The organism is Streptomyces scopuliridis RB72, from assembly GCF_000718095.1.
Lineage (GTDB): Bacteria > Actinomycetota > Actinomycetes > Streptomycetales > Streptomycetaceae > Streptomyces > Streptomyces scopuliridis.
Map to the genome: position 1 here is coordinate 112,827 of NZ_JOEI01000015.1, position 16,922 is coordinate 129,748.

At 71.6% G+C, this 16,922-nt stretch carries 18 protein-coding genes; 9 read left to right on the forward strand and 9 right to left on the reverse strand.

Translation table 11 applies throughout. The annotated features are described in order from the left end of the window. The first annotated feature begins 1 nt into the window (after position 1). Together meaB and IF11_RS0120490 are read left to right on the forward strand one after the other, a co-directional pair. Positions 2–994: a methylmalonyl Co-A mutase-associated GTPase MeaB gene (gene meaB, locus IF11_RS0120485; RefSeq protein ID WP_030353116.1), complete on the forward strand. Its 993-nt coding sequence runs from the start codon at positions 2–4 to the stop codon at positions 992–994. Positions 995–1,155: 161 nt separating this feature from the next. After that, complete coding sequence (locus IF11_RS0120490) at positions 1,156–2,217, forward strand: enoyl-CoA hydratase/isomerase family protein (protein ID WP_030353117.1); 1,062 nt, start codon at positions 1,156–1,158, stop codon at positions 2,215–2,217. Between the two features lie 27 nt (positions 2,218–2,244). On the opposite strand, the gene IF11_RS0120495 is transcribed toward IF11_RS0120490, so the two are convergent. Beyond that, complete coding sequence (locus IF11_RS0120495; RefSeq protein ID WP_030353118.1) at positions 2,245–2,973, reverse strand: TVP38/TMEM64 family protein; 729 nt, start codon at positions 2,971–2,973, stop codon at positions 2,245–2,247. Between the two features lie 86 nt (positions 2,974–3,059). On the opposite strand from IF11_RS0120495, the gene IF11_RS0120500 reads away from it, so the two are divergent. The 4 genes from IF11_RS0120500 (at position 3,060) to IF11_RS0120515 (ending at position 6,402) form a co-directional block, all read left to right on the forward strand. Then, complete coding sequence (locus IF11_RS0120500) at positions 3,060–3,254, forward strand: hypothetical protein (protein ID WP_030353119.1); 195 nt, start codon at positions 3,060–3,062, stop codon at positions 3,252–3,254. 97 nt (positions 3,255–3,351) lie between these two features. Then, positions 3,352–4,521, forward strand: a complete 1,170-nt coding sequence (gene tuf, locus IF11_RS0120505; protein ID WP_030353120.1) for an elongation factor Tu — start codon at positions 3,352–3,354, stop codon at positions 4,519–4,521. A gap of 154 nt (positions 4,522–4,675) precedes the next feature. After that, on the forward strand, positions 4,676–5,518 hold the full coding sequence (locus tag IF11_RS0120510) for a patatin-like phospholipase family protein (RefSeq protein WP_030353121.1): 843 nt from the start codon (positions 4,676–4,678) through the stop codon (positions 5,516–5,518). 38 nt (positions 5,519–5,556) lie between these two features. Continuing rightward, entirely contained in the window at positions 5,557–6,402 is an 846-nt protein-coding gene (locus IF11_RS0120515) for a spermidine synthase (RefSeq protein WP_030353122.1), read from the forward strand. On the opposite strand, the gene IF11_RS0120520 is transcribed toward IF11_RS0120515, so the two are convergent. Together IF11_RS0120520 and IF11_RS0120525 are read right to left on the reverse strand one after the other, a co-directional pair. Further along, positions 6,364–7,701 carry an MFS transporter gene (locus IF11_RS0120520; RefSeq protein ID WP_030353123.1) on the reverse strand — a complete coding sequence of 446 codons (1,338 nt, stop codon included), beginning with the start codon at positions 7,699–7,701 and terminating at the stop codon, positions 6,364–6,366. The two genes, IF11_RS0120515 and IF11_RS0120520, sit on opposite strands and share 39 nt — an antisense overlap. 56 nt (positions 7,702–7,757) lie before the next feature. Continuing rightward, the gene (locus IF11_RS0120525) at positions 7,758–8,855 is read right to left on the reverse strand and encodes a DUF8017 domain-containing protein (RefSeq protein ID WP_030353124.1); all 1,098 of its coding nucleotides are present in this window, start codon (positions 8,853–8,855) and stop codon (positions 7,758–7,760) included. A gap of 109 nt (positions 8,856–8,964) precedes the next feature. Here IF11_RS0120525 and IF11_RS0120530 point away from each other — a divergent pair, with 109 nt between their 5' ends. Together IF11_RS0120530 and IF11_RS0120535 are read left to right on the forward strand one after the other, a co-directional pair. After that, positions 8,965–9,402 carry a DUF4442 domain-containing protein gene (locus tag IF11_RS0120530; RefSeq protein ID WP_030353125.1) on the forward strand — a complete coding sequence of 146 codons (438 nt, stop codon included), beginning with the start codon at positions 8,965–8,967 and terminating at the stop codon, positions 9,400–9,402. 85 nt (positions 9,403–9,487) lie between these two features. Further along, positions 9,488–10,141 carry a DedA family protein gene (locus tag IF11_RS0120535; protein ID WP_030353126.1) on the forward strand — a complete coding sequence of 218 codons (654 nt, stop codon included), beginning with the start codon at positions 9,488–9,490 and terminating at the stop codon, positions 10,139–10,141. A 3-nt stretch (positions 10,142–10,144) separates the two neighbouring features. Here IF11_RS0120535 and IF11_RS0120540 read toward each other — a convergent pair whose 3' ends face one another. Continuing rightward, entirely contained in the window at positions 10,145–10,675 is a 531-nt protein-coding gene (locus tag IF11_RS0120540; RefSeq protein WP_030353127.1) for a gamma carbonic anhydrase family protein, read from the reverse strand. Between the two features lie 160 nt (positions 10,676–10,835). Between IF11_RS0120540 and IF11_RS0120545 the strand changes: the two genes are divergently transcribed. Continuing rightward, a complete protein-coding gene (locus IF11_RS0120545; protein ID WP_030353128.1) occupies positions 10,836–12,062 on the forward strand; it encodes a cytochrome P450 in 1,227 nt (408 codons plus the stop codon). Between the two features lie 88 nt (positions 12,063–12,150). Here IF11_RS0120545 and IF11_RS0120550 read toward each other — a convergent pair whose 3' ends face one another. The 5 genes from IF11_RS0120550 to IF11_RS0120570 form a co-directional block, all read right to left on the reverse strand. Further along, entirely contained in the window at positions 12,151–13,431 is a 1,281-nt protein-coding gene (locus IF11_RS0120550) for a cytochrome P450 (RefSeq protein ID WP_030353129.1), read from the reverse strand. Continuing rightward, positions 13,428–14,042, reverse strand: coding sequence for a GTP-binding protein (locus IF11_RS0120555; protein ID WP_030353130.1), 615 nt, complete (start codon positions 14,040–14,042; stop codon positions 13,428–13,430). The genes IF11_RS0120550 and IF11_RS0120555 overlap by 4 nt, the downstream gene beginning before the upstream one ends. Continuing rightward, on the reverse strand, positions 14,023–14,382 hold the full coding sequence (locus tag IF11_RS0120560) for a DUF742 domain-containing protein (RefSeq protein WP_030353131.1): 360 nt from the start codon (positions 14,380–14,382) through the stop codon (positions 14,023–14,025). Before IF11_RS0120560 ends, IF11_RS0120555 begins: the two co-directional genes overlap by 20 nt. Then, positions 14,379–14,798, reverse strand: a complete 420-nt coding sequence (locus IF11_RS0120565; RefSeq protein ID WP_030353132.1) for a roadblock/LC7 domain-containing protein — start codon at positions 14,796–14,798, stop codon at positions 14,379–14,381. Before IF11_RS0120565 ends, IF11_RS0120560 begins: the two co-directional genes overlap by 4 nt. Positions 14,799–14,916: 118 nt before the next feature. Continuing rightward, positions 14,917–16,704 carry an ATP-binding protein gene (locus IF11_RS0120570; protein WP_051746087.1) on the reverse strand — a complete coding sequence of 596 codons (1,788 nt, stop codon included), beginning with the start codon at positions 16,702–16,704 and terminating at the stop codon, positions 14,917–14,919. Between the last annotated feature and the right edge of the window lie 218 nt (positions 16,705–16,922).

Here is a 16,922-nt window from a genome sequence, read left to right on the forward strand (position 1 = left end):
CGTGCCCCCACGGATCGACATCGACAGCTATGCCAAGGGCGTTCTGGACGGCTCCCGTTCGTATATCGCCCGTGCCATCACACTCGTGGAGTCCACCCGCCCCGACCACCGCAGGCTCGCCCAGGAGCTGCTGACCGAGCTGCTGCCGCACTCCGGGAAGGCCCGCAGGATCGGCATCAGCGGGGTCCCCGGCGTCGGCAAGTCCACGTTCATCGACGCGATGGGCACGCTGCTCACCGGTCTCGGCCACCGCGTCGCGGTGCTCGCCGTCGACCCGTCCTCCAGCAGGACGGGCGGCTCCATCCTGGGCGACAAGACCCGGATGGAACGGCTCGCGGTCGACCCGGCGGCGTTCGTACGGCCCTCGCCGACCGCGGGCACGCTGGGCGGCGTGGCCAAGGCGACCCGCGAGACCATCATCGTCATGGAGGCCGCCGGCTACGACGTGGTGCTCGTCGAGACGGTGGGGGTCGGCCAGTCCGAGACCACCGTCGCCAATATGGTCGACTCCTTCCTGCTGCTCACCCTGGCGCGTACCGGCGACCAGCTCCAGGGCATCAAGAAGGGCGTCCTCGAACTGGCCGACGTCATCGCCGTCAACAAGGCCGACGGCCCGCACGAACACGACGCTCGCTCCGCCGCGCGCGAACTCGCGGGCGCGCTACGGCTGATGCACCCCGTGGACGCGGCCTGGACGCCGCCGGTGCTCAGTTGCAGCGCGCGGGAGGGCAGCGGCCTCGACACCGTATGGGAACGGCTCGAACAGCATCGCGCGGTGCTCGGCGCCGACGGCCGGCTGACGGACAAACGCCGGGACCAGCAGGTCGACTGGACGTGGGCGATGGTCCGCGACCACCTCCTGGACCGGCTGCGCGAGCACCCGGGCGTACGGGAGCTGGCGCCCGCGCTGGAGCGGGAGGTACGGGACGGGACGCTGACCGCGACGCTCGCCGCGGAACGGATCATCGAGGCGCTGGCCCTGTCTGACAAATAGCGCCGTCCGCCCGGAGGGCGGGGCTCGATTTGTCAGACAGGGCCTGGCGGCCCCAGGCCGGTGAGTGATCCGACCGGTGAGAGGCCCCCGGATCAGCGTGTCCATACTGGACGGGCGCGACCAGACCGACGCGTCCGCCCAGGGAAGGAACCAGCGAGAGCATGGCCCACGACGAACCGGTACTGACCGCCCGCGCGGGCCGCACGGCCCACCTCACCCTCAACCGGCCCCGCGCTCTCAACGCCCTCACCCACCCCATGGTGCGGACGATCGACGAGGCGCTGGCCGCGTGGGAGGGCGACGACGACGTCACGGCCGTGGTCATCTCCGGCGCCGGTGACCGCGGGCTCTGCGCCGGTGGCGACATCCGCGTGATCCACGAGGACACGCGCACCGGCGCGGGCGCCTCGCCCGCCTTCTGGCGTGACGAGTACCGGCTCAATGTCCGGATCGCCCGCTACCCCAAGCCGTATGTCGCGCTGATGGACGGCATCGTGATGGGCGGCGGCGTCGGCGTCTCGGCGCACGGCAGCGTACGGATCGTCACCGAACGGTCGGCCGTCGCCATGCCCGAGACCGCGATCGGGCTGGTCCCCGACGTCGGCGGGACCTATCTGCTCTCCCGGGCGCCCGGCGAGCTGGGCACCCATCTCGCCCTCACCGGCCAGACGATCGGCGCGGCGGACGCCCTGCTGTGCGGGCTCGCGGATCACTTCGTACCCTCCGACAGGCTGGGCGACCTGCGCGCCGCGCTCGCCGGGCCCGAGGTGCGGGAGGCGGCGGACGTACGGGAGATCGCGCGCCGGTACGGGACGACCGCGCCGGAGGGGCGGCTCGACGCGGACCGCGAGTGGATCGACTCCTGCTATACGGCCGGCTCGGTGGAGGAGATCATCGACCGTCTGCGCGGCAGCGGGGAGCCGGCGGCGAAGGACGCCGCCGAGACGCTGCTCACCCGCTCGCCCACCGCGCTGAAGGCCACCCTCGTCGCGGTCCGCCGGGCCCGGCGGACGGCCACGCTGGAGCAGGTGATCGACCAGGAGTACCGCGCCTCGTGCGCCGCGCTGACCTTCCCCGATCTCCAGGAGGGCATCCGGGCCCAGGTCATCGACAAGGACCGCAGGCCCCGCTGGTCGCCGAGGGAACTGACGGAGGTGACGGACGCCGATGTGGCGCGCTTCTCCGCACCGCCGCCCGGCGGCGACCTCGGGCTCGCGCCGTGACGCGCCGCGATACGCGGTGAGATGAGATCAGCGGCGGCGGAGGCGGTGGCGCTGACGCCAGGCGACGACCGCCGCGGCCACCCCGGTGAGCACGATGAACCCCGTCGCGATCAGGAACATCGGCGAGGTCGGGGACGACGCCTCGCTGCCCGCGATCACATAGGCCGCGGTGTTGGGGATGGTTCCGATCCCGGTCGCCAGCAGGAACGGCGCCCAGCGCATACGTGAGACGGCGGCGCAGTAGTTGGCCGCGGCGAACGGCACCCCGGGAAAGAGCCGGAGCGCCATCATCGACCGGAAGCCGTGCTTGCTCAGCTGTCCGTCGGCCGCCGTCAGCCAGCGGCCCCGCAGCAGCGGCCGCAGCGCCCCCTGCCCGAGGAAGCGGACGAGCCCGAAGGAGATCCAGGCGCCCAGTACCGACCCCGCGACCGCGGCGAGCAGCCCGAACGCCGACCCGAAGAGCGCGCCCGCGGCGAGGCTGAGCAGCGGACGGGGTACGAACGCGACGGCGCACAGCCCGTACGCCACGGCGAACAGCACCACGGCCGTCGCGCCGCTGAACTGCGGCGGCCAGCCGTCGGCGAGGAGCTTCTGCGGCTCGTACAGCAGCACCGCCGCGCCCGCCGCACCCAGCACGGCGACGAGCAGGGCGAACCGCGACCAGGGCGAGAGCAGCGCCCGGAAACAGCGGACAGCGAGGCCCGGTGAAGGCTCGGGGGCCGGCCTGGGGAGCGGCCTGGGGACGGTGTCGAGCATTCGGGGATGCTAACCGACACATATGAACTCCCGTGGCGGAGAAAACCATTCGACGTGAACAGTGGCCATGGTCCAGGATCGGCGACATGTTCCGGTACGCCTTCCCCGCAGCGCCGTCCGCAGTCGCGGACGCGCCGAAGGCTGCCGGTTTCCCCGCCGGTTTCCTCGCCGGGCTCTCCCTCGCGTACGCGGCCTGCGCGGCGGCGTTCACCGCGACCGCGCCCCCTGCGGCGGCAGTCGCGGCGGCGCCCGCAGCGCCCCTCGGCGGCGCCCGAAGCTGACCCTTCCCGGATCGTCCGGCGGACCCCGCAGGGGGAGGGTCGGCAAGGCCCGGGGGTCCCTCTCACGCTTCGAGTTCCGGGAAGGAACCACGCGAACATGCCCAAGACGGCATACGTGCGCACCAAGCCGCATCTGAACATCGGCACCATGGGTCACGTCGACCACGGCAAGACCACCCTGACCGCCGCCATCACCAAGGTCCTCAGCGACCGGGGGACCGGCACGTTCGTGCCGTTCGACCGGATCGACCGGGCCCCGGAGGAGGCCGCGCGCGGGATCACCATCAACATCTCGCACGTCGAGTACGAGACCGACACCCGGCACTACGCGCATGTGGACATGCCGGGCCACGCCGACTACATCAAGAACATGGTGACGGGCGCGGCCCAGCTCGACGGGGCGATCCTCGTCGTCTCCGCGCTCGACGGGATCATGCCGCAGACCGCCGAGCATGTCCTGCTCGCCCGCCAGGTCGGCGTCAACCACATCGTCGTCGCCCTCAACAAGGCCGACGCGGGCGACGACGAGCTGACCGACCTGGTCGAGCTGGAGGTGCGCGAACTGCTCACCGAGCACGGGTACGGCGGCGACGCGGCGCCCGTCGTCCGGGTCTCCGGGCTGCGCGCGCTGGAGGGCGACCCGCGCTGGACGGGGGCCGTGGAGGCGCTGCTCGACGCGATCGACACGTATGTGCCGATGCCTGTCAGGTACACGGACGCGCCATTCCTGCTCCCGGTGGAGAACGTCCTCACCATCACCGGGCGCGGCACGGTCGTCACCGGCGCCGTCGAGCGTGGCACGGTACGGGTCGGCGACCGCGTGGACGTGCTCGGCGCGGGTATCGAGACGGTCGTCACCGGGCTGGAGACCTTCGGCAAGCCGATGGAGTCCGCCGAGGCCGGGGACAATGTCGCGCTGCTCCTGCGCGGCACGCAGCGCGACGCGGTCCGCCGCGGCCATGTGGTGGCGGCGCCGGGCAGTGTCGTACCGAGCAGGCGCTTCACCGCGCAGGTGTACGTCCTCTCCGCCCGCGAGGGCGGGCGGACGACCCCGGTCACCAGTGGCTACCGGCCGCAGTTCTATATCCGTACGGCGGATGTGGTTGGTGACATCGACCTGGGCGAGACGGCCGTCGCACGCCCCGGGGACACGGTCACGCTGACCGTGGAGCTGGGCCGTGACGTCCCGCTGGAGGCGGGGCTCGGCTTCGCGATCCGCGAGGGCGGCCGTACGGTCGGCGCCGGTACGGTCACGTCCCTGCTCTGACCGCGTCCGCCGGGCCGGGCTTGTGACGCCCCGCACTCCACGCGGCCCGCGCCCGTCGCCCCGTACCCCGGGGAGGCGGGCGCGAGGCCGTTTGCGAGACTGCCTCTGTGGCGCCGTCCGGCAAGCGGCCGGCCCGGGGGGAGAGGCGGAGCGCATGGCGGGCACGGCGTTGGTCCTGGGCGGCGGTGGAGTCACCGGAATCGGCTGGATGACCGGAGTGCTGCACGGCCTCGCGCTCGCCGGGACCGATCCGGCCGCGGTGGATCTGGTGATCGGCACCTCCGCGGGTGCCGCGCTCGGCGCCCAGCTCGCCGCCGGGACGCACGGCATCGACGCACTCTACGAACAGCAGATCAGCGGCGAGGAGTTCGAGATACCCGGGCGTCTGCGCCCCGGCGCGATCCTGCGCTACGCGCGCGCCCTGCTCACCTCGCGTACGCCCGAGGAGTACGGACAGAAGCTCGGCGCCCTGGCGCTCGCCGCCCCCACCGTCCCCGAGGAGCAGCGCAGGGCCGTGATCGCCCGGCGGGTCGGGAGCGACAGCTGGCCCGCACGGGCGCTCGCCGTCACGGCGGTCGACGCGGTCACGGGGGAGCTGAGGATCTTCGACAAGGACAGCGGTGTACCGCTCGTGGACGCCGTGGCGGCGAGCAGCGCGGTCCCCGTCGCCTGGCCGCCCGTGACCATCGAGGGCCGGAAATGGATCGACGGAGGCGTGTACTCGCCCGCCAATGTCCAGCTGGCCGCTGGATACGACCGGGTCGTGGTCATCTCGCCCACCGGTTCCGGCAACAAGGTGATCGCCGCGCCGAGCGCCCAGGCGGCGGCGCTGACCGCGGCGGGCGCGCGGGTCGAGGTCATCACCCCCGGCTCCGCCGCCAGGAAGGCCATGGGCCGTAACCGTCTGGACCCCGCCCGCCGGGCCCCCGCCGCCCGCGCGGGCCTGGCACAGGCCGCCGCCCACGCCGAGGCCGTCGCCGCCGTCCTGGCCGGCTGAGGCCGAAAGCGAGTGCGCGGGCGGCGCACAATGGGAGCGTGAACGAAGCGATCCCCGTCATGCGCGCCGTGGACAGCGGCACCGCCAAGCTGCTGCCCGATGTGGACCGGGAGCGTGCCTGGCTGCTGACGGTCGACGGTGCGCCCCAGTCCTATGTCGACCTCGACGAACCGACCCATCTGGAGTTCGAGTACGTACGGCGCCTCGCCCATGTCGTGGACCGCGCGGGCGACGAGGGCGATCCGCTGACCGTGCTCCACCTCGGCGGCGGGGCCTGCACGCTTCCTCGCTATGTGGCCGCCACTCGGCCCGGCTCCACGCAGTGTGTGGTGGAGGCGGACACGGGACTGCTGGCGTTGGTCGCGGAGTTGCTGCCGATACCGGACGGCACCGGCATCACCGTGCACGGCGCGGACGCACGCCACTGGCTCGAAGCCGCCCAGGACCGCTCCGTGGACGTGCTCGTCGGCGATGTCTTCGGCGGCTCGCGGGTGCCCGCCCATCTCACCTCCGTCGAGTACGCGCGCGAGGCCGCGCGGGTGCTGCGTACGGACGGGGTCTACGCCGCGAATCTCGCCGACGGGGCGCCCTTCGGCTTCCTCCGCTCCCAACTGGCCACCTTCGCCACGGTGTTCGAGGAACTGGCGCTGATCGCGGAGCCCGCCGTGCTCCGTGGCCGCCGCTTCGGCAACGCCGTGCTGGTCGCCTCGCACACGGAGATCGACACGGCGGCCCTGGCCCGCCGTACCGCCGCCGACGCCTTCCCCGCCCGGGTCGAACACGGCGCGTCGCTCCGGCGGTTCATCGGGGACGCGAGCCCGGTACGGGACAGCGGCGCCGTCCCGTCACCCCGCCCGCCCGACGGCGCCTTCAGCATCGGCTGACACGGCGCCGGTCTCCGTAACCTTCCGCGTCCCCGCCGCCGGTGTGGTGGTCCGCCGCGTCAGCCGGCGTACGTCCGGCACGGTCAGGACCGCGGCCGTCAGCACGATGACCAGCGCCGAGCAGCCCCACAGCGCGTAGGTGCGCCCGAAGGCGCTCTCCGCCGGTCCCGCGAGCGCGGTGGCCACCGGAATCATCCCGATCGAGCCGAGCATGTCGTACGCGGAGACCCGGGAGAGCTTCTCCTCGGCGATCTCCTGATGCAGCGCGGTCATCCAGGACACCCCGAAGACCTCGACCGAGAGCCCCGTCAGGAACATCACCACCATCAGCCCCGCACCGGGCAGCGGCACCGCGAGCCCGGCGGACGGCAGGGCGAGGGGGAAGACGCAGAGCGTGCCCGCGAGCAGCAGCCGGCGCGGCTTCCAGCGCATCATCACCAGCGCGCCGCCCACGGTGCCCGCGCCGAAGGCGGCGAGTGCCAGACCCCAGGGGCCCGCCCCGCCGAGTTCGTCGCGGGCGACCAGCGGCCCGTACACCGACTCGGCCGCCACGACGACCGCGTTGACCACCGCGAACTGGACGACGATCGTCCAGAGCCACGGTCTGCCGATGAACTCCCGCCAGCCGTCGCGCAGATCGGCGACCATCCCGCCGCCGGGCTCGCGCGGCGGGATATGGCTGACATCGAGGAAGGCGCGCAGCGCCCCGGCCACCAGGAAGGCGGCGGCGTCGACGGCCAGCACCCAGCCGGGGCCGATCACCGCGATGAGCGCCCCGCCCAGGGCGGCGCCGCCGATCCCGGCGCCGTGCATCGACATCCGGTAGAGCGCGAAGGCCCGGCCCGCCTGTTCGCCCTTGACGCTGGACATCAGCATGCCCTCGGAAGCCGGGCTGAAGAAGGCGTGGCCCGTACCGCCCAGCGCGGCCAGCGCCATCATCTGCCACAGCCGCGGGTCGCCCGTCAGGACCAGGAGGGCGAAGGTGCCCTGCGAGACGCAGTTGACGGCGTTGGCGGCGACCATCACCCGGTGCCGGGGCAGCCGGTCCGCCAGCGCCCCGCCGACCAGCAGAAAGAGAACGAGCGGAACGGTACGGGCCGCCGCCACCAGCCCCACGTCGCCCGCGTCGCCGCCCGACTCCAGCACCGCGAACGCCGAGGCGATCAGCGCGCCCTGGCTGCCCAGATTGGTGGCGATCGCCGCGGCGGTCAGCAGTGTGTAGTTACGGCCGGCCCACGGGGGACGGTGAGGGCGGCGGGGGCGTCGCGGGCCGGCGTCGGCGTCGGGGGGAGAGGTCACCCGGGGACTATCCCCGCGGATGGTCCCCCTTGCCAACCGGTTTTGTCACCTTCCCGTCAGGAGGCCCCGGCCAGCCGGACAGTGCTCATGATCCTCTTGATCGTCTCGTCCGGGATCTCGTCCGGCACACCCTTGTTGGCGTAGAGCACCCAGGTCGAGAAGTCGCCCTTGGCGTTGGCGAAGGTGAAGGCGATCGACTTGCCGTCGGTGTCGCACTTGTTCTTCTTGGTGAGACCCGTGGTCGCCGCGGTCGCGAAGTGGCCCTTGAGCCCGGTCGTGGTGGTGAACGCCTCGGACTTGCTGACGTTCACCTTCTCCTTGAGCGACGCCTCGGGCTCCTCCTGGGCGTACGCGGCCCAGACCCAGCTGCCCGCCTCGTTCTGCGCGGCCGACGCCGTGTCCTTGGCGCCCCTGCCGCCCTTGGTGCCGGTGCCGCCGAGGCTGCTGTCCTCCATCTTGCCGTCCTTGTCGGTGTCCTGGGAGCACCACTTGGACTTGTAGAAGGCGGGCGCGGAGAAGGTGATGGCGGGTGAGCCGTCTCCCTTCTTGACGTCCTCGAAGCCGGATATCACGCCCGGCTTGCTGACCTCCCAGTCGGCCGGAACGTCGAACTGCGTCCCGTGCTTGGGGTTCGTCACGACCTTCCAGCCCTCGATGGTCGGCTCGGCGGCGGAGCCGTCCCGGGGGTTGTCGGCGGACGGGGCGGCGGACGGCTCCTCGGACGGGGACGCTGAGGAGGACGCCTTGGCGTCGTCGGCGGCCTTGTCGGTCTTCTTGTCGTCCCCGCCCATCACGAAGAACGCGGTGCCCGCGGCGGCGATCACGACCACCGCGGCGGCGACGACAGCGATGACCGTCGTGTTCTTCTTCTTGTCCGGTCCGGGACCGGAGGGACCGGGCCGGCCCGGTACGGCGTACTGCGGCACCGTCGGCTGCTGGTACGGGTTGGGCTGCTGGTATCCCTGCTGCGGATAGCCGGGCTGCTGCTGGTACCCCGGCTGTTCCTGTCCGGGCTGCTGCGGCGGGTAGCCCGGCTGCTGATACCCCGGCTGCTGATAGGGATTCGGCTGCTGGTACCCCGGCTGCTGGTACGGATTGGGATTCTGGTCCTGCGGGTTCTGCTCGCCCCCGGGCGGCTGCTGTCCTGGCCACATGGCGAGTAACGATAGAGGGGCCCCGCGACGGCTGCCACGTCCGCCCCGTCAGGGGATGGTGAAGCTCCGCTACTCGCAGGTAACATCGGGCTCCATGACCACAGATCAGATGTCCGTCGGCGAGCTGCTCGCCGCCACCGTTCCCATGGTCAGGACCCTGGGACTGGAGTTTCTGGAGACCACGGCGGAACGGGCTGTCCTCCGGCTGCCCGACCGGCCCGACTACCACAACCACGTCGGCGGACCGCACGCCGGAGCGATGTTCACCCTCGCCGAGTCGGCGAGCGGCGCCATCGTGCTCGCCGCCTTCGGCGACCAACTCCAGCGTGCGGTCCCGCTCGCTGTCACGGCGGAAATCGGCTACAAGAAACTTGCCAAGGGGATCGTCACGGCCACCGCCACGCTGGGCCGGCCCGTGCCGGACGTCGTCGCGGAGCTGGACGCCGGAGAGCGGCCGGAATTCCCGGTGGCCGTCACCCTCACCCGGGAGGACGGAGCGGTCACCGGAGAGATGACCGTGGTCTGGACGCTCCGCCCGAATTCCTGACCTCACCCGCCCACCAGGTAGGCTGCCCGGCGTGCGCCTGGCCAGGCGCACGCCGGGCAGCGGAAGCAAATGAGAGGAACCGGCGTTGCACGTCCAGGAGTGGCTGGAGACCGTCCCCGCGGTCAGCGTCTACCTCCTGGTAGGGGTGGTCATCGGGCTCGAAAGCCTCGGTATCCCGCTGCCGGGTGAGATCGTCCTCGTCAGCTCGGCGCTGCTCGCCTCGCAGCACGGCGACATCAACCCGTACATCCTCGGCGCCTGCGCCACCGCCGGGGCGATCATCGGTGACTCGATCGGCTACGCCATCGGCCGCAAGGGCGGCAGGCCGCTGCTCGCCCGGCTCGGGGCGAAGTTCCCCAAGCACTTCGGCGAGGCCCAGATCGCCATGGCGGAGCGGTCGTTCCAGAAGTGGGGCATGTGGGCCGTCTTCTTCGGCCGCTTCGTCGCCCTGCTGCGGATCTTCGCCGGGCCGCTCGCGGGCGTCCTGCGCATGCCGTACTGGAAGTTCCTGATCGCCAACATCCTGGGCGGCATCGTCTGGGCGGGCGGTACGACCGCCGTCGTCTACTCGGTGGGTGTGGTCGCCGAGGCCTGGCTCAAGCGCTTCTCCTGGCTCGGTCTGCTGCTCGCGGTGCTGATCGGGATCGCGTCCATGCTCGTTCTCAGGAACCGCGCCAAGAAGGCCGCGGAGCCGAAGCCGTCGGCTGGCGAGCCGGATCCCGTACCCGCCGCGGACTAGTACCTAGAGACCGTGAGTCTCGCGGTGCGCCTTCGCCAGTTGCAGATAGCCCGCCGCGTTCAGCCTGATCCCCGCCCGCTCCTCCTCGGTCAGCTCACGCTTGACCTTGGCGGGCACGCCCGCGACCAGCGAGCCCGGCGGCACCCGCATGCCCTGCGGTACGAGCGACTGCGCCGCGACCAGTGACCCCGCGCCGATATGCGCGCCGTTGAGGACCGTGGCGCCCATGCCGATCAGTACATCGTCCTCGACCGTGCAGCCGTGCAGCACCGCGTTGTGACCGACCGAGACGCGCTCGCCGACCGTGAGCGGGAAGCCGGGATCGCAGTGCAGGGTGCAGTTGTCCTGGATATTGCTGTCGGCGCCCACCACGATCGGCCCGCAGTCGGCCCTGAGCACGGTGTGGTACCAGACGCTCGCACCCGCCGCGACGGTGACATCGCCGACCACCACGGACGTCGGCGCGGTGAACGCGGCGGGGTCGATGCCGGGGGCCTTTCCGCCCACGCCGGTGATCAGTGGCCGTGCCGTCATGACGTCTCCTCCGTGCTGATCGGAGTTACACCGTAAGCGACCGCTCCTGGCGCACAGAGCTCAGGTCGGCCAGGAGAATGGCTGTATCTGATGACGGTTGATCAATAACCTTGGTGGAGTCGCCCGTTATTGATCGGGCCAGTACTGACCAAGGAGCTCCATGGCCACCGCACATCAGGTCCCCGACATCCTGTCGGCCGAGTTCGCCGAGAATCCGTATCCGGCCTATCGCGTGATGCGGGAGAGCGCGCCGCTCATCTGGCACGAGGCCACGAAGAGCTACATCATCTCGCGCTACGAGGATGTCGAACGCGCCTTCAAGGACAAGGAGTCGGTGTTCACCACCGACAACTACGACTGGCAGATCGAGCCGGTGCACGGCAAGACGATCCTCCAGATGAGCGGCCGGGAGCACGCGGTACGCCGGGCGCTGGTCGCCCCGGCCTTCCGCGGCAGCGATCTGCGCGACAAGTTCCTGCCGGTCATCGACCGCAACTCCCGTGAACTGATCGACGCCTTCCGGCACACCGGATCCGCCGATCTGGTGACGGACTACGCCACCCGCTTCCCCGTCAATGTCATCGCGGACATGCTGGGCCTCGACAAGGCCGACCACGCCCGGTTCCACGGCTGGTACACCGCGGTCATCGCCTTCCTGGGCAACCTCTCCGGCGACGCGGAGGTCGCGGCGGCCGGCGAGCGTACGCGCGTAGAGTTCGCGGAGTACATGCTGCCGATCATCCAGGACCGGCGCGACAACCTCGGGGACGATCTGCTCTCCACGCTCTGCGCCGCCGAGGTCGACGGCGTACGGATGAGCGACGAGGACATCAAGGCGTTCTGCAGCCTGCTGCTGGCCGCCGGCGGGGAGACCACCGACAAGGCCATCGCCAGCGTCTTCGCGAATCTGCTGCTCCACCCCGACCAGCTGGCGGCCGTACAGCAGGACCGGGCGCTGATCGACCGGGCCTTCGCGGAGACGCTCCGGTTCACCCCGCCGGTGCACATGATCATGCGGCAGACGGCCAAGGAGGTCGAGGTGAGCGGGGGGACCATACCGGAGGGAGCCACGGTCACCTGTCTGATCGGCGCCGCCAACCGTGACGGCTCGCGCTACCAGGAGCCGGACCGCTTCAATATCTTCCGGGAGGATCTGACCACGACGACCGCGTTCTCCGCGGCGGCCGACCATCTGGCCTTCGCGCTCGGACGGCACTTCTGCGTCGGCGCCCTGCTGGCGAAGGCGGAGGTCGAGACCGGCGTCAACCAACTGCTCGACGCCATGCCGGACATCCGGCTCGCCGACGGGTTCGACCCGGTCGAGCAGGGCGTGTTCACCCGTGGACCGCAGACGCTGCCCGTGCGGTTCACTCCCGCCAAGGGCTGACGGCACCCGCCGGGCCCGGGGTTTCCGGGCCCGGCGGCCGTACGCCGCGAGGGAACGCGCGCCGACGGCGACCGGCCGTACGGCGCCGCTACTGCACGACGGGGGTGAAGCTCACCGGCAGCGCGGTCAGCCCCCGCATCCAGATGGACGGCCGCCACTTCAGCTCGTACGGCTCGACCGCGAGCACCACGTCAGGCAGCCGCTCCAGCAGCGTCTCGACCGCGGTGCGCGCGATGACATCGGCGAGCAGCGGGGCCGGGTAGGGGCAGCGGTGCTCACCGTTGCTGAACGACAGATGCGCCGAGTTCTCCGGGCCGATATGACCCTCCGGCCAGATCTGCGGATCGGTGTTGGCCGCGGCGAGCCCCAGGACGAGACAGTCGCCCGCCTTGATGTGCCGGCCGCCGAGCTGTGTGTCGCGCACCGCCCACCGCCCGATGAAGTTCTGCGTCGGCGTGTCCAGCCACAGCACCTCGTTCAGCGCCTGCCCGACGCTGAGCCGGCCGCCGGACACGTTCAGCGCGAACCGGTCGTCGGTCAGCAGCAGTCGCAGCGTGTTGCAGATCCAGTTGGCGGTCGGCTGCTGCGCGGCGGCGATGACGGTGATCAGGTCGACGACCATCTCCTCGTCCGTCAGCCCGGCCGGGTGGCTCAGCATCCGCGAGGTGATGTCGGGCCCCGGGTGGTCCCGCTTGTCCTTGACCAGTTGCTGCATCCGCTCCATCACCCGCACATAGGCGGCGACCGGGTCATCGCCCTCGGCGGCGTCCAGCGAGATGCGCAGATCGCGGACCAGATCATCGGTGTCCACGCCGTCGGCGGGCATTCCGCAGAGCCGGACCACGGCCCGCATCGGCAGCGCGTGCGCGAACGCGCTCATCAGCTCGGCCTGCCCGCTGCCGGCGAAGCCGTCGATGAGCCCCTCGGCGATCTCACGGCAGGTATGGGCCAGTTCGAACTGGTCGATGGCCTCCAGCGCCTCCGTGATCACACCGGCCCTGCGCTGGTGCTCCGGGCCCTCCGCGAACATGACCGACGGCTGATAGCCGACGAACGGCATCAGCGGCCAGTCGGGCGGGATCGACGGCCACTGGTTCCAGCGCCGTGAGTCACGGGCGAACAGCTCGTCGTGGCTGGTGACGTACGAGACCTCGGTATAGCCGAGCACCAGCCAGGCGGGGATGCCCCCGTCGAGCACGACGGGCGCGATCGCGCCGTGCTCCCTGCGCAGCGTGCGGTACAGCTGGGACGGGGTCTGCTGGTACTCCAGGCCGCTCAGCGCGACAGCGTCCTCCTGCGCGCCGGCGTGCGCGGGGCAGCCGGGCGGCGGGACGGCCTGGTCGGGGGAGGGGGCTGCGGGATCGGTCATGGGGTCATCTCCCGGGCCATGGCCAGTTCGTAGAGGTGGTCCACGAGGTTGATCAGTACGCTCTTGCCGGACGAACGCACCCGCGCGTCGCAGTCGATCAGCGGGACATGATCCGGCAGCGAGAGCGCCTGCCGGATCTCCGCCAGTGAGAAGGCCGAGACATCGTCGTCGAACCGGTTGACCGCGACCACGAACGGTGTCCTGTGGTGCTCCAGCCGGTCGATCGCGTACCAGGACTCGCTCATCCGCCGGGTGTCGACCAGCACGACCGCGCCCAGCGTGCCCGAGAAGAGCCGGTCCCAGAGGAACCAGAATCTCTCCTGTCCGGGCGCCCCGAACAGATAGAGCACCATACGATCGTTGAGGCTGATCCGGCCGAAGTCGAAGGCCACGGTCGTGGTGGTCTTGGTGGTCAGCCCGGCGGTCTCGTCGACACCGATCCCGGCCTGTGTCATGACCTCTTCGGTGTTGAGCGGCCGGATCTCGCTCACCGACCGTACGAGGGTGGTCTTGCCCACCCCGAATCCGCCCACGATGACGATCTTCAGACCGGTCTCGGCGGCGTCGGCCAGCGGGGTACGGGCGGGAAGCTCAGAGGTTGCGGAGTCCAAGGAGCACCTCCTTCAGAAGGGCGGAGTCGGGCAGCTCGGCGGAGCGTGCCGCACGGGGATGCCGGGCGGTGATCCGGCCCGTCGCGAGGAGATCACCGAGGAGGATCCGTACCACCGTCACCGGCAGCCTCAGCTCCGCGGAGACCTCGACGACCGCCGTGGGATGACGGCACAGTTCCAGGATCCGGACATGCTCCGACTGCATCCCCGCTGTCGGTTCGCACTCGCTGACGATCAGGGTGACCAGATCGAACGAGTCGTCGTCGACCCGGCTGCGGCCACCGGTGACGGTGTACAGCCGGTCGGGATCTCCGGTGTCGACGGGCCGGCGGGGGGTCATGACGGAGAACTCTCCTGGACCACCCCGCGCGGCTCGGCCCGCAGATGCTCACCGATCTGCTCGACCAGCTCGGTCATCTGATGGCCCACCACACCCGGGTCGGCGCCGTCCTCGGCCACGACCGCGAGATGCGCTCCGTCACCGGCCTCCACGATGAACAGCAGCCCGCCGTGGAATTCGGTCATCGAGTGGCGTACGCCGCCGGTGCCGTTGCCGAACTCCACCGAGGCGCCCTGGGCGAGCGCCTGGATGCCGGAACAGATGGCCGCCAGCTGGTCGGCCTGGTCGAGGGTGAGATGACGGCTCCAGCAGAGCTTCAGCCCGTCACGGGAGAGGACCAGGGCGTGCCGGGTGCCGGGGGTGCGTTCCAACAGGCTCTCAAGGAGCCAGGTCAGGCTGTTGTCAGTGGTCTGCATGGTGTGCGTGGGGCGGGTGGTACCGGGCGGACCGGTCACCTGCCCGTGCCTCCAATCTCGCGTTCCGGGTGGGGAAGGGCGCCAAGACCCCGGGCGCCGTACGGGGAGAGGGCGGCCCTTACTCGGCCGGGGTCCCGGACGTACCGTCAGGTCCGTTCGTACCGCCGGTTCCGGGCGCGTCGTCGGTGTGGCCGACGGTGGTCGAGCGGCCCTCCGAGGCGCGGCGCGCACGGTGGAAGGCCCCGAACTGGGAGCCCGCGTCGCGGCCCGGCCGTGCGCCCTCGCTCTCCGACTCCGGCTGCGGCCGGCCGCGGTCGGCGGCGGCCATGGTGCGGCCGGGCGGGCGGACCGGCAGACCGTTGGGCGTCGCCACGCGGGGGCCGTCCACCAGGGCGGACGGGGCGGGCGGTACGGGAGAGACCGGCGGGGCGGCCGGAGCAGGCGAGCGGTGCGGGGCCGACGGGTCCGCCGTGGCCCGCGGGCCTGAGGCGACCGGCGGGGTGGCGGGGAGCGTCGCCTCCGGGGCCGGACGCCGCAGAGACTGCTCCGGGGCCATACCGCGCTGCTGGGCCATCAGCTGCGGCGGGAAGAGCACCACGACGCCCGTACCGCCACGGGACGACGGCCGGTAGTTGACACTGATGTGGTACTTGGCGGCCAGCCGGCCGACCACCGCGAGCCCGAGCCGGGTGCCCTGGAGCATCGCCAGGTCGGTGACCCGTCCCGAGACGGACTCCTCGGCGCGGCGCATCGCGGCGGCGGCCATCTTCAGCCCGCTGTCCTCGATGGTCACGACGATCCCGGCGGTGCGCTCCTCGACATAGACATGGACCTCGTCGATCGGCGGGGAGAAGTTCGCCGCGTTGTCCATGAGTTCGGCGAGGAGGTGCATCACGGGCTCGGCGGCGAATCCGGCGATCGCGGCGCTGCTCGAACAGTGCAGCCTGACCCGCTGGTACGCGGCGATCCGGCCCACCGCGCCGCGCAGGATGCTCTCCATGCCGATCGGCTTGTTCCAGGCGCGGCTCGCGCGGCCGCCCATCAGCAGGGCCAGCCGGTCGGTGAGCAGTCCGAGCTGTGAGGTGTTGTGGTCGAGCCTGAGGAGATCCCCGAAGACCTCTTCGCCGTACCGGTCCTGCATCTCGCGCAGATCCGCGAGCATGCTCACGGCCTTCGCCTGCACCCGGCTCAGCGCCTTGGCGCTGGCCGCCTGCGCCGCCGCGGCCCGTCGCTCGCTGGTGGCGAAGTCCCTGACCACCGTGTCCAGCAGGACCCGCAGCCGCGGATCGGAGGGCGGCTCGATGGTGCCGAGTACGGTGTCCGCGGAGCCGCCGGTGCGCAGCCCGCCGAGCGCGTCGGGAAGCGTCTTGCTGGTGAGCAGATCCAGCTCGTCGGCCGCCCGCGTCAGCTGGGCGTGGGCTCTCTCGCGCTCGTCGGCCGCGTCGGCCGCGCGCTGTGCGGAGCCGGCGACCTCGGTGGTGAACATCTCCAGCAGGCGCCGCAGTTGGGGATCGGACGGTGCCGGGGTGGACTCCAGCGTCTCGTCGGCGCTCGCGCCGTCGTGGACTCTCTTGACCACCGCGGGGAGCGTGACGTTCAGCAGATGCGCGGATTCCGCGCCGAGTTGGGTCAGCCGCGACTGCGCCGCCCGCGTCTCGTGCTCGGCGGCGACCGCGCCGCGCCGGCCGCGGCGCAGCAGCAGCGCGGCGGTGACGGCCGTGACCGCCAGGCACCCCCAGGCGACGGCGACGGTGGCGGCCACCCAGGTACGGGCCGCCGCGGGCGCCGTCGCGGCCACGGCGCCTCCCGCCGCGGCGGCCACCACCAGCAGGCCCAGGGGTACGGCGAGCGGCAGAGACCGTGCCCTGCGTATGCGGCGCGGGCGGGGGGCGACAGGCACTGACATTCCGCGGTCCCTCTGGTGCTTGAGTGCGGGGGATAAAGACCGGCCGACCAGCGCGCTTCGGCCGCACGGGCGGGATCTGACACCGATGGGGACGGTGATCTTCCACACCACATGTGGCGCTCATGCTAACCAGGCCACGCGCCCATGGAACACAGAGAACGGCCGGAGCCCACTCAACGGAGGAGTTCGTCCCGAAGTCACCCACCGGCCAGGGGAGG

Bases quoted from the DNA above. Each gene is read 5' to 3' on its own strand.
- IF11_RS0120490 (WP_030353117.1), top strand. From the start codon at position 1,156: ATGGCCCACGACGAACCGGTACTGACCGCCCGCGCGGGCCGCACGGCC.
- IF11_RS0120495 (WP_030353118.1), bottom strand. From the start codon at position 2,973: ATGCTCGACACCGTCCCCAGGCCGCTCCCCAGGCCGGCCCCCGAGCCT.
- IF11_RS0120500 (WP_030353119.1), top strand. From the start codon at position 3,060: ATGTTCCGGTACGCCTTCCCCGCAGCGCCGTCCGCAGTCGCGGACGCG.
- tuf (WP_030353120.1), top strand. From the start codon at position 3,352: ATGCCCAAGACGGCATACGTGCGCACCAAGCCGCATCTGAACATCGGC.
- IF11_RS0120510 (WP_030353121.1), top strand. From the start codon at position 4,676: ATGGCGGGCACGGCGTTGGTCCTGGGCGGCGGTGGAGTCACCGGAATC.
- IF11_RS0120525 (WP_030353124.1), bottom strand. From the start codon at position 8,855: ATGTGGCCAGGACAGCAGCCGCCCGGGGGCGAGCAGAACCCGCAGGAC.
- IF11_RS0120530 (WP_030353125.1), top strand. From the start codon at position 8,965: ATGTCCGTCGGCGAGCTGCTCGCCGCCACCGTTCCCATGGTCAGGACC.
- IF11_RS0120540 (WP_030353127.1), bottom strand. From the start codon at position 10,675: ATGACGGCACGGCCACTGATCACCGGCGTGGGCGGAAAGGCCCCCGGC.
- IF11_RS0120545 (WP_030353128.1), top strand. From the start codon at position 10,836: ATGGCCACCGCACATCAGGTCCCCGACATCCTGTCGGCCGAGTTCGCC.
- IF11_RS0120550 (WP_030353129.1), bottom strand. From the start codon at position 13,431: ATGACCGATCCCGCAGCCCCCTCCCCCGACCAGGCCGTCCCGCCGCCC.
- IF11_RS0120560 (WP_030353131.1), bottom strand. From the start codon at position 14,382: ATGACCCCCCGCCGGCCCGTCGACACCGGAGATCCCGACCGGCTGTAC.
- IF11_RS0120565 (WP_030353132.1), bottom strand. From the start codon at position 14,798: ATGCAGACCACTGACAACAGCCTGACCTGGCTCCTTGAGAGCCTGTTG.
- IF11_RS0120570 (WP_051746087.1), bottom strand. From the start codon at position 16,704: ATGTCAGTGCCTGTCGCCCCCCGCCCGCGCCGCATACGCAGGGCACGG.